The sequence below is a fragment of the Ruegeria sp. C10 genome, from assembly GCF_056537805.1.
Map to the genome: position 1 here is coordinate 418,422 of NZ_JBQFSC010000002.1, position 10,103 is coordinate 428,524.

General features: G+C 58.1%; 9 protein-coding genes. 5 read left to right on the forward strand and 4 right to left on the reverse strand.

Annotation, left to right across the window (positions count from 1 at the left end; genetic code table 11):
* The first annotated feature begins 60 nt into the window (after window positions 1–60).
* The 4 genes from trkA (at window position 61) to hflX (ending at window position 4,620) form a co-directional block, all read left to right on the forward strand.
* The gene (gene trkA / locus ACR0DE_RS10470; RefSeq protein ID WP_170396865.1) at window positions 61–1,437 is read left to right on the forward strand and encodes a Trk system potassium transporter TrkA; all 1,377 of its coding nucleotides are present in this window, start codon (window positions 61–63) and stop codon (window positions 1,435–1,437) included.
* Window positions 1,437–2,978: a TrkH family potassium uptake protein gene (locus tag ACR0DE_RS10475; protein WP_170636180.1), complete on the forward strand. Its 1,542-nt coding sequence runs from the start codon at window positions 1,437–1,439 to the stop codon at window positions 2,976–2,978. The genes trkA and ACR0DE_RS10475 overlap by 1 nt, the downstream gene beginning before the upstream one ends.
* A 131-nt stretch (window positions 2,979–3,109) precedes the next feature.
* Window positions 3,110–3,349: an RNA chaperone Hfq gene (gene hfq / locus ACR0DE_RS10480; protein ID WP_005982826.1), complete on the forward strand. Its 240-nt coding sequence runs from the start codon at window positions 3,110–3,112 to the stop codon at window positions 3,347–3,349.
* Entirely contained in the window at window positions 3,349–4,620 is a 1,272-nt protein-coding gene (gene hflX, locus ACR0DE_RS10485) for a GTPase HflX (protein ID WP_480753055.1), read from the forward strand. The genes hfq and hflX overlap by 1 nt, the downstream gene beginning before the upstream one ends.
* On the opposite strand, the gene ACR0DE_RS10490 is transcribed toward hflX, so the two are convergent.
* The 4 genes from ACR0DE_RS10490 to hemB form a co-directional block, all read right to left on the reverse strand.
* On the reverse strand, window positions 4,617–5,012 hold the full coding sequence (locus ACR0DE_RS10490) for a nuclear transport factor 2 family protein (RefSeq protein WP_170567134.1): 396 nt from the start codon (window positions 5,010–5,012) through the stop codon (window positions 4,617–4,619). The two genes, hflX and ACR0DE_RS10490, sit on opposite strands and share 4 nt — an antisense overlap.
* 103 nt (window positions 5,013–5,115) lie before the next feature.
* Window positions 5,116–7,578 (reverse strand): penicillin acylase family protein, encoded by a 2,463-nt coding sequence (locus tag ACR0DE_RS10495; RefSeq protein WP_480753059.1) that lies wholly within the window; start codon window positions 7,576–7,578, stop codon window positions 5,116–5,118.
* A 165-nt stretch (window positions 7,579–7,743) separates the two neighbouring features.
* Complete coding sequence (locus ACR0DE_RS10500; RefSeq protein WP_170396874.1) at window positions 7,744–8,316, reverse strand: lipid-binding SYLF domain-containing protein; 573 nt, start codon at window positions 8,314–8,316, stop codon at window positions 7,744–7,746.
* Between the two features lie 143 nt (window positions 8,317–8,459).
* Window positions 8,460–9,458 carry a porphobilinogen synthase gene (gene hemB, locus ACR0DE_RS10505; RefSeq protein WP_480753061.1) on the reverse strand — a complete coding sequence of 333 codons (999 nt, stop codon included), beginning with the start codon at window positions 9,456–9,458 and terminating at the stop codon, window positions 8,460–8,462.
* Window positions 9,459–9,578: 120 nt separating this feature from the next.
* Here hemB and ACR0DE_RS10510 point away from each other — a divergent pair, with 120 nt between their 5' ends.
* Complete coding sequence (locus ACR0DE_RS10510; RefSeq protein WP_170396878.1) at window positions 9,579–10,103, forward strand: component of SufBCD complex; 525 nt, start codon at window positions 9,579–9,581, stop codon at window positions 10,101–10,103.

Here is a 10,103-nt window from a genome sequence, read left to right on the forward strand (position 1 = left end):
TCAATTGACCGCTTTGGGGGCATCTGTCATTCAAAGATTTCAGGCAGAAAGGCCAAGAGCATGAAGGTCATCATATGCGGTGCCGGTCAAGTCGGCTGGCAGATTGCGCGTCACCTTTCGGGCGAACTGAACGATGTGACGGTGGTCGACAACAATCCCGATCTGGTACGTCGCGCGACCGAGACGCTGGACGTGCAGGGGATCGCCGGTTTCGCCAGTTATCCGGATGTGCTGGATCGGGCAGGGGCGCGGGACGCCGATATGATCATCGCCGCGACACATTCGGATGAGGTGAATATGGTCACCTGCCAGATGGCGCATTCGGTTTTTTCGATCCAACGCAAGATCGCGCGTTTACGGTCGAAATCCTATCTTGAAGCAATCCATTCCGATCTCTACCGCCGCGATCATCTGCCCATTGATGTAGTGATCAGCCCGGAACGCGAAGTTGCCGCCGCAGCGATGCGCCGTCTTTCGGCACCTTCTGCTTTCGATACCGAGATATTCATGGATGGAAAGGCGCAGCTGCTGGGTATTCGGGTCGAGGAGGACTGCCCAATCGTCAACACACCGCTGCGACAATTGACCGACCTGTTTTCCACGCTCAGCTCGATTGTGGTTGGTGTGCGCCGTGAAGGGACGCTGTTTGCGCCGGAATCCGAGGATCAGCTGTTTGTAGGCGACGAATGCTACGTCTTCACTAGCGTAAAAGACGTTGAACGTACGATGGAGGTGTTCGGCAAGGCTCAGCGTAAGCAAGATCGTGTGGTGATCGTCGGCGGCGGTAATGTCGGGTTGGAAGTGGCCCGCACACTGGAAGAGCGCGAAAGCCGGGTGCGTGCCAAGATTATCGAGCGTGACCGCAAATGCGCCGAAATCGCTGCCGAAGCATTGGAGCGTACGATTGTTCTGAACGGCGACGGCCTAGATTCATCTTTGCTGAGCGAAGCAGGGATTGAGCGCGCCGACGCGATGTTGGCGGTCACGGATGACGATCGCACCAACATGCTGGCCGCGGTACGCGCCAAGGGAGAGGGTTGTCCACTGGCCATCGCCCTGATCAACGACCCCAGCATGGTCGCTTTGATGGGACCGCTGGGGATTGACGCATATATCAACCCGCGCGCCACCACTGTCAGTTCGATCCTGCGTCACATTCGGCACGGGCGCGTGCGTCAAGTGTATTCCATTGGTGATGCCGAGGCCGAGGTAATCGAGGCCGAAGTGCTATCAACTTCGCCCATGGCTGGACAAAAACTGCGCGACATCGATTTCCCAGAAGGCGTTCTGGTCGGCGCAGTACGCAAAGGTGACGAGGTTCTGCGCCCGACCGGCAGCCTGCGCATCGACGAGAAAGACGTGGTGGCGATCTTTGCAATGGCCAAAGACGTGCCCGAGGTTGAGCGTCTGATGCAGGTTTCAATCGATTTCTTCTGATGTTGCAGGCACGCGGACAGCAACGGATCGGAGTATTGCGGCGATTGCCGCTGCTGCTGATGATCTGGGGTATCGTGTCGCTGGCAATGTGGATACCCGCAGTTTATGCGCTGGCGCTGGATGATCACGCCACCTCACGGTCATTCTTCTATTCCGGATTGCTGGGTGTTTTTGCGGTGTCGATCATAGCTCTGGCCATGTCGAACCGACGACCACGGCGGGGAACGCTTGGTCAATTGGCGGTTCTGCTGGCCGCCTTTACCGTACTGCCGATATTTCTTGCTATTCCGTTTCATGATGCGCTGGGGACAACCAGCTTCCTGAACGCCTATTTCGATATGGTCAGCGCGCTGACCACAACCGGCGCTGATCTGTTCCCCGATCCCGCACGCCTTTCGGCGCCGTTGCACTTATGGCGCGCGTTGGTCGGTTGGATGGGCGGATTGCTGATGTGGATCTCGGCGGCCGCGATTCTGGCGCCCTTGTCGTTGGGCGGTTTCGAAGTCACAGCCCGGGGGCAACCGGGGCGTCCCGTCTCGGGCGTGGCACAGAGCGAGAAGTCCGATCCACGCGGCCATCTGATCCGCGTGTCGCGCACATTGACACCCGTATATGCGGGTTTGACAGCTGTGATCTGGATCCTGCTGTTGATCGCAGGTGAGCAAGGGCTTACTGCCGTGAGCCACGCGATGTCAGTGATTGCGACTTCCGGCATATCACCTGTCGGTGGATTGGAAGGATCGACCGCAGGAATCACTGGCGAGGCGATCCTGTTCCTTTTCCTGTTCTTTGCCCTGTCGCGGCTGACCTTTTCGACCGATACAGCGACCTCAGGGTATTCGCGGCTGGACAAAGACCCAGAATTTCGGATTGGCATCTTCATCGTGCTGGCGGTCGCTGTGCTGCTGTTCATCCGGTTTTTGGCTGGAACGGCCGAACTGAACATTGCCGTCGAAGTGCGGCAAGCACTTGGCGTTTTTTGGGGGTTCATGTTTACGGCGATGTCGTTTCTGACCACGGCCGGATTTGAAAGCGCCAACTGGAACGACGCGCAGCAATTGTCGGGCTTGAGCACACCGGGCCTGATTCTGATGGGGCTAGCCCTGGTCGGAGGAGGCGTGGCGACGACTGCGGGTGGGGTAAAGCTGTTGCGGGTTTTTGCGCTCTATCTGAATGGCAAGCGCGAGATTGACCGACTGATCTATCCTTCTTCGGTCAGTGGAGAGGGTGGCGGCAACCGCCGCATTCAAAGCGACGGTGCCTTCATCGCCTGGATCTTCCTGATGATGTTCGCCCTGACGTTGGCCTTGTTCGATTTGTTGCTGGCCGTCATGGGCGTAGGTTTTGAACAGGCCATGCTGCTCAGCGTTGCCGCACTCAGCACCACGGGGCCGTTGATAGAATTGGCAACGGATGTGCCCATACGTCTGATTGATCTTTCCAGCGGGGCCAAGTTGACGGTCTGCGCGGCGATGGTGATCGGGCGGTTGGAAACTCTGGCGATCGTGGCACTGATTACGCCAACGCTGTGGCGCGATTGACCCTGCGTCAGGCACCTGGTGTTACTGCCTGATTTTTCATCTGGAATATCTGTGCGCGGCACTCCATACTCTGCCGGAGGGAGCGCGTTGGTCCGCAGCGCGTAGCAAGAACAATGGCGAGATAACAAAATATGGCTTCGGACAGACAGAATCTGCAGGACGCGTTCCTGAACAATGTACGGAAAGCAAAGGTCCCGGTCACAATATTCCTGATCAACGGTGTGAAATTGCAGGGTGTAATCACCTGGTTCGACAACTTCTGCGTACTGCTGCGCCGCGACGGACAGTCGCAGTTGGTGTACAAGCATGCGATTTCGACCATCATGCCGTCACAGCCGATCAACCTTTATGAGGGCGAAGACGCCTCTTGATGGAACATGAGAGGGCGCGCACCCGGGCTTGGGTGCTGCATCCCGAAATCAAATCAGATGAACAGCGCCGTGTCCCCGAACCAGCGCTGGAAGAGGCGGTGGCATTGGCTGCCGCTTTGCCCGATCTGGATGTGGTCGGTTCCGAAATAGTGCGCCTACCGCGCGCGCAGGCTGGTTTTCTGTTCGGCAGCGGCAAGATCGAGGAACTGGCCGAACGCCTCCACGACAATGAGATCGAGCTGGTTCTGATCGACGGGCCAGTGACTCCGGTTCAGCAGCGCAATCTGGAAAAAGCGTGGAAGGTCAAAATCCTCGACCGGACCGGTTTGATTCTGGAAATATTCAGCGACCGTGCGCGTACCCGTGAAGGTGTGCTGCAAGTTGAGATGGCCGCGCTTAGCTATCAGCGTACGCGACTGGTTCGGGCCTGGACCCACCTGGAACGTCAGCGCGGTGGACTTGGGTTTGTGGGTGGTCCCGGTGAAACTCAGATCGAGGCCGACCGGCGTGCTATTGATGAACAACTGGTCCGCCTGCGCCGACAATTGCAAAAAGTGGTGAAGACCCGCACCTTACACCGCGCAGCGCGCGCGAAGGTTCCATACCCGATTGTTGCACTTGTTGGCTATACAAACGCCGGGAAATCCACGCTGTTCAACAGCCTAACCGGGGCCGAGGTGATGGCAAAAGACATGCTGTTCGCCACGTTGGACCCAACTATGCGACGGGTTGAGCTGCCGGATGGCCCCGAGGTGATCCTGTCCGATACCGTGGGTTTCATCTCGAACCTGCCCACGGAACTGGTTGCTGCCTTCCGCGCCACGCTGGAAGAGGTTCTGGGGGCTGATCTGGTCGTGCATGTCCGCGATATCAGCCACGAAGAAACCGAGGCACAGGCACGGGATGTTGAGGCGATCCTGAACTCTTTGGGTGTTGAGGACAGTCGCCCCCGGTTGGAGGTTTGGAACAAGATCGATCTGCTGAGCCCGGAAGACCGCGAAGCCGCGCTTGCCCGGGCCGAGCGTGATCCGGAGATCTTTGCCATATCGGCCGTAACGGGCGAAGGTGTTGATCCGCTGCTGTCTGAAATCGCCACGATCCTGCAGGGTGCGCGGCATGAGACTATCCTGAAACTGGGCTTTGCCGATGGTGACAAACGCGCGTGGCTCTATCGTCAGGATGTGGTCAGGTCTGAAGATCAGACCGAAGAGGGGTTCGAGATCACGGTGCTCTGGACTGACAAGCAGGCGTCCCGCTTCGCGGCGTTCTAGGTACCGTCTATCTGGCGCTGGTAATCCTCTGCATCGAACCACCCAAGCGATGATAGCACCTTGTTGTCCTTTGAAAGTTCCCACTCTTCCCAGCCGCGTGTAACGACACGGTTGCCGGTCTCGGCGTGATGGCCTTCGAGGGTCCAGACAAAAATGGCATGCCCTCCGGCCCAACGCATCATATCGCAACGCACCTCAAGATCGGGGAATTCTGCATAGAACCCGCGGGCCATTTCGGCGATTGCGGCATGGCCGCGCAGGGGCTCACCGCGATTAATGCTGATCTGACCTTCGGGGGCGAAAAAACTGGCGACCAAGTCGGGATCGCCCGAGCTCCAGGCGATGGCATAATCGCGTGCGAGATTGTTTAAGGTGTCTCGAAAGCTGCCCATGCATTTTCCCCCTTCGTGCAATGCGACGGCCAGACGAGTTTAGGCGATAACGAAGGGGTGCGCCACGCGAGGTTCAAAAAGGGGCGGGGATTTGCCGATCAGATCAGCGCGGGTTCAGGACGGTCACACCAACTGCCGCTGCACGGGCAAGCCCGATATCCAGCGACATGGGGATGTATTCTCCGCGCCGCCATAGTTGGGCCTGATCGTCATAATAGCGGGATAGGAAATGGCCTGACTGGCCAGTTGCGGTGATGAAAACCGAACTATCGGGGTCCGCAAAATCGTAGACGCCACGATAACCAGCGCCATGCACATTCTGGAACGGGTCCGGTCCTTCGCCTGACGTGCGCCCGCGCAGCAAGGTGTTATCGCCACCGCTGGTGGATTGGCGGATGTTGACGAAAAACCGCAGCACCGGAACCTGGCCCAGCGCAGGGTGGTCCTGGGTGGCCTGATGCGCATCGCCCCAGCGTAAAGATTCGAGTGCGGGGCCATAGCGCTCGGAAATCCAAATGATCGCGTCATCCAGGGCCAGTCGTGCCATGTCGGTGCAGTTTTCAACGGGCGCGCTCTGAAGAACATCGCACCAGACCGAGGCACCGTCGATATCGCGATACACCCGTTCGATAAACAGCGGCTCGACATGCTTGTATTCGGCAGCCAGCGGACCAAGTTCGTCCGAGATCAGGCGGATTTGCAGCGCGCGCAACCATGCGGCGTAGATCAGGGGTTCCGGCAGATGCTCGTTCATCTCACCGTTCCAGTTGGCCAGCAGATCCAGCGCGATCTGACGCTGCCGTTCGGGCGTGCCTTCGGGTGCCGACTCACCGGTAAACCAGAGGTCGGCGCCGATCAGAGGAAGCAGTGATCGCGCTGTAAAGCTAACCGTGTCCAACTGCGCTTCGATAAAACTGTCACGCGTATGTACCTCGCGCGATTGCATCAGGCGTTCCCAGCGATTGACCCGCTGGGTGTCGCCCCACTCGTACGACACATGGCGCGGGAACGGCCGGTCGATAATCTTGTTGTTTGTGTTACCCAGAACTCCGCCGACCGGGGCCACGAATTCAGGATTGTCTGAATAGGGCAGGCGGCCCTGCCAACGGTTCCGTTCCAGCCAGCCGGGGGTGGGAATGCGGCCTCGGCTTTGATTGTTCAGATCGCGCCGGGGCATTGCGCCGACCAGTTTCATGCCGATCGTGTCTTTATCGACAAGCGACAAGTTTTGCGAAGGGGCAATATAGTCCTCGACCGCGTCGATGGCGTCTCGAACTGAATCGGCATTCATCAGCGCCAAAGAGGCGCTCATGGATGTATCGCGGGGGCTTAGCGCGCTCCACGACAGAGACGCGACATGGCCCGGTGGTGTGATGGTTTCCAGATCATAATGCGTGCCCGGCAGAACCGGGCCATTCTCGGTCCAGCGCAGGGTCAGGGTGATTGGGGCGGCGTCTTTGATCTCGATAATCGAAGGGCGGGTCTGAAAGCGTTTGTAGCCGTCTGGGGTAAGGTATTCTTCGGGATTGTCGGGGTTCAGTTGTTCGATGTGAACGTCCTGATCGTCCAGATAGGAGGAGGTAAGGCCCCAGCCCAGGCGCTCACTCCGTCCGGCTGAGATTGCCGGTACGCCTGGAATCGTTGCACCGATAACGCCGCCTTTGGCCAGTTCCAGCCGCGCCAGATACCAGATACCCGGGGCGGTGAGGCCCAGATGCGGATCGTTTGCCAGCAACGTGCCACCGCTGGCCGAGCGGGACGGCGCGGCGGTCCACGCGTTTGACGCACCTGCCAGCCCGCGCTGCGGGAAAGGCGACAGCGGCGTGTCGGGCATCGGGGTGCCTTGGGCATAGCGCGGAAGGTCTGGAAACAGATCAGCATACTCGGGCAGCGCGGCAATACCGGGACCGGGGACGTCGGGCAGAATGTCGGCCAGCCGTGCGGGATTATCCAGCATCAGCGATGTGCGTGCGCGCAACACTTCATCAGCAAGATGGCCGGAAAGCTGCAGGCTCATCAGCTTGATAATCGCTACGCTGTCGCCCGGCTGCCATGGGGGAACGGGGGTGTTGAACAGGAACATCTCGGGGGCGCCACGTCCAAGCGCCTGTTCGTTGATCTCGGTAAGCCGGGCGTTGATCCCTGCTGAATAAGCGCGAAGCGCGGCCTTGGTATAGTCGTCCTGAAACTCGACTGACCGATGGGCGAGTCCGTAAAGATCGAAACGGCGAAGTAATTTGTCGATGGCTACCGTGCGCTGGCCGAACACTTCGGACAAGCGGCCCTGTGCAGTCCGACGCAGAATGGTCATCTGCCACAGCCTGTCTTGTGCATGGGCATAGCCCAGACCAAAGAACACGTCCGGGTCGGACTGGCCCAGTATATGCGGCACATTTGCAGTGTCGCGAACGATCTCGACAGGGGCAGTTATTCCTTCAACTTCAAGGGTTTGATTGTAATCAGGCAGGGATTGGCTGGCCAGAAAGTAGACCAACCCCACAGCAGCGATTGCCAGCAGGATCAGGCCTGTCGTAAGTCTCACCAGCCAGCGAAAAACCAGGCCCATCTGTCCCCCGAGAATTCTATGCGGTCATTTGCGCCAAGGTTACTGGAACCTCCGCCCGACCGAAAGAGGAATGCCACTGGAATTTGTGGAAAACCGCGAAAACACGGAGCCCCGCCACAAGATGTAGCGGGGCTCGTCAGAGGGGGGAGGGTGGTATCTTGGGTCTTAGGGGATGATGCGCGTATATTTGGTGCCTTCGACCGTCGCGCCGAACTTCAGACCCGCCTGTCCAAAGACTGCGGCCAGCACGGGTTTGCGCAACTGAGTGGTGTCGGTCGACAAGGATTCTCCGGTCGCGTCGACGACGTATCCGATATCTGCACCGGCCGTCCAACCGCTGGAGCGGCGGAAATCGTTCAAGGCCTCTTCGGTCATAAAGAACAGAACATGCGCATATTGCTGTGCGCCGATCTGCAGACCCGCAGTACCGGAGATGGCGGAATAATAGTCGACCGTCGCGCCCTGAATACGCAGTGCACCCTGACCATAGGCGCCACCAAAGATAAATCCGGCATCTGTAATCAGTGGCATGACCAACATTCCGTTGGCCTTGTTGGCAATCTCAACGGTGTTGGGATACTTGCTGTACATCTCGTTCAGCGTCGCGTCGACGCGCGCGTCGAGTGTGACTGCGTTGGAGTTGCCAACGCCGTTGCCGCAGGCGGCGGTCAGCGTCAGTCCGGCCATGCCAAAAGCAAAACCGCGACGGCTAAGTCGGGGGGAGTTTGAACTGCTCATGTTTCTCTGTCTCTGTGTATGTGCCTGATATGTCGGGTGTTCCCGATCTTGTCTGCAAGAATACGCCGATTGCACCGGCCTGTCACGGGAAAGCTGTGCTGCGCACGCAGCAAATCGGCGAAAAATTGCGACAATCTGAAGTGTTAGCCCTGCAGGATGCGCGCGGCTTCGGGTGCAAAATAGGTCAGAATGCCGTCACACCCTGCGCGCTTGAAGGCCAGTAGGCTTTCCAGCATCACCTTTTCGCCGTCGATCCAACCGTTTTGTGCAGCGGCTTGGATCATCGCGTATTCGCCAGACACCTGATAGGCATAGGTCGGCGCACCGAAGCTGTCTTTGACCCGTCGGCAGATATCCAAGTATGGCATCCCCGGTTTGATCATGACCATATCTGCACCCTCGGTCAGGTCACGCTCGATCAGACGGAGGGCCTCGTCCGAGTTGGCAGGGTCCATCTGATAGGTCTTCTTGTCACCGGTCAGAGCGCCTGATGCCCCAACGGCGTCGCGGAAAGGGCCGTAGAAAGCGCTGGCATATTTGGCGGCATAACTCAGGATCATGATATTGTGGTGACCAGCCGACTCAAGTGCACTGCGCATGGCGCCGATACGGCCATCCATCATGTCGGACGGGCCGATGATGTCAGCTCCGGCTTCGGCCTGCGCCAGCGACATTTTCACCAGCGCCTCAACAGTCTGGTCATTCACAATCTCGCCATCGACCACATAGCCGTCATGGCCGTTGATGTTGTAGGGGTCCAGGGCCACATCCGTCATCACCGCGATTTCGGGCGCAGCGGTCTTGATCGCACGAATGGCGCGGTTGGACAGGTTGTCGGGGTTCCAGGCCTCGGCACAATCTTCGGTTTTCAGGCTCGGATCGGTGTACGGGAAAATACATATTGCAGGAATACCAAGGGCTTGCGCTTCAACCGCGGCTTTGGCGATCAGGTCGACCGAGCGTCGCACGACCCCGGGCATCGACGGGACGGGTTCTTCGATATTTTCACCGTCGTGCACAAAAATAGGCCAGATAAAGTCATTCACGGTCAAGGTGTTCTCGCGCACCAGACCCCGGATCGCCTCGGATTGGCGGGCCCGGCGGAAACGGGTCCGGGGATATGGGGCGATAGTCGGTTTCATGGCGCACTCTCCTTGAACAATTGCGCATTGGGTGGCATGAATTCCCGGTGGTCTCAAGGGTAACAATGGACGCATCGCTGCGATGACGGTCCCTGCGGACGTTGAACAAAGGGCAGACGCTTGGACATATACTCTTCGATTTTCGAACTCATCGACATGCGGAGTTTTTCGAATCTGTGGTACTGGATCGGTCTGGCCGTTCTTTGGTCATCTGCCAGCCACTGGACGATGGGGGTGCCCTATGATCTGGTGATGCGCGCCCGTCGTGTAGGTGGTCAATCAGAACAAGACCTTCTGGATGTCGCGCGGATCAACTCGAACAGAGTGTTGTACATCGTCGAAACCTCGGGTCTGGTATTGATGGCAATTTGCTGTTTTGTTTTGACAGGCCTTGCAACGTTGGGATTCTTCTACGACGTGGAATTCGCACAGGCCGTATTTCTGCTTCTGCTCCCGATGTGTTTTGTCATGATGATCAGTATTGCGGCAGCGCGTCGATTGCAGACTCAAGAAGCGACCGTAGAAAACGTTTCCAAAACGCTGACGCGCAGTCGGACCTTTACTCAGATCATTGGTATGTTCTCGATCTTGATCACTGCGTTCTGGGGAATGTATCAGAACATTTCGATTGGTGTCCTGGGTTAG

Excerpts from the sequence above, each read along its gene's own strand:
- trkA (WP_170396865.1), top strand. The coding sequence starts at position 61 with ATGAAGGTCATCATATGCGGTGCCGGTCAAGTCGGCTGGCAGATTGCG.
- ACR0DE_RS10475 (WP_170636180.1), top strand. The coding sequence starts at position 1,437 with ATGTTGCAGGCACGCGGACAGCAACGGATCGGAGTATTGCGGCGATTG.
- hfq (WP_005982826.1), top strand. The coding sequence starts at position 3,110 with ATGGCTTCGGACAGACAGAATCTGCAGGACGCGTTCCTGAACAATGTA.
- hflX (WP_480753055.1), top strand. The coding sequence starts at position 3,349 with ATGGAACATGAGAGGGCGCGCACCCGGGCTTGGGTGCTGCATCCCGAA.
- ACR0DE_RS10490 (WP_170567134.1), bottom strand. The coding sequence starts at position 5,012 with ATGGGCAGCTTTCGAGACACCTTAAACAATCTCGCACGCGATTATGCC.
- ACR0DE_RS10495 (WP_480753059.1), bottom strand. The coding sequence starts at position 7,578 with ATGGGCCTGGTTTTTCGCTGGCTGGTGAGACTTACGACAGGCCTGATC.
- ACR0DE_RS10500 (WP_170396874.1), bottom strand. The coding sequence starts at position 8,316 with ATGAGCAGTTCAAACTCCCCCCGACTTAGCCGTCGCGGTTTTGCTTTT.
- hemB (WP_480753061.1), bottom strand. The coding sequence starts at position 9,458 with ATGAAACCGACTATCGCCCCATATCCCCGGACCCGTTTCCGCCGGGCC.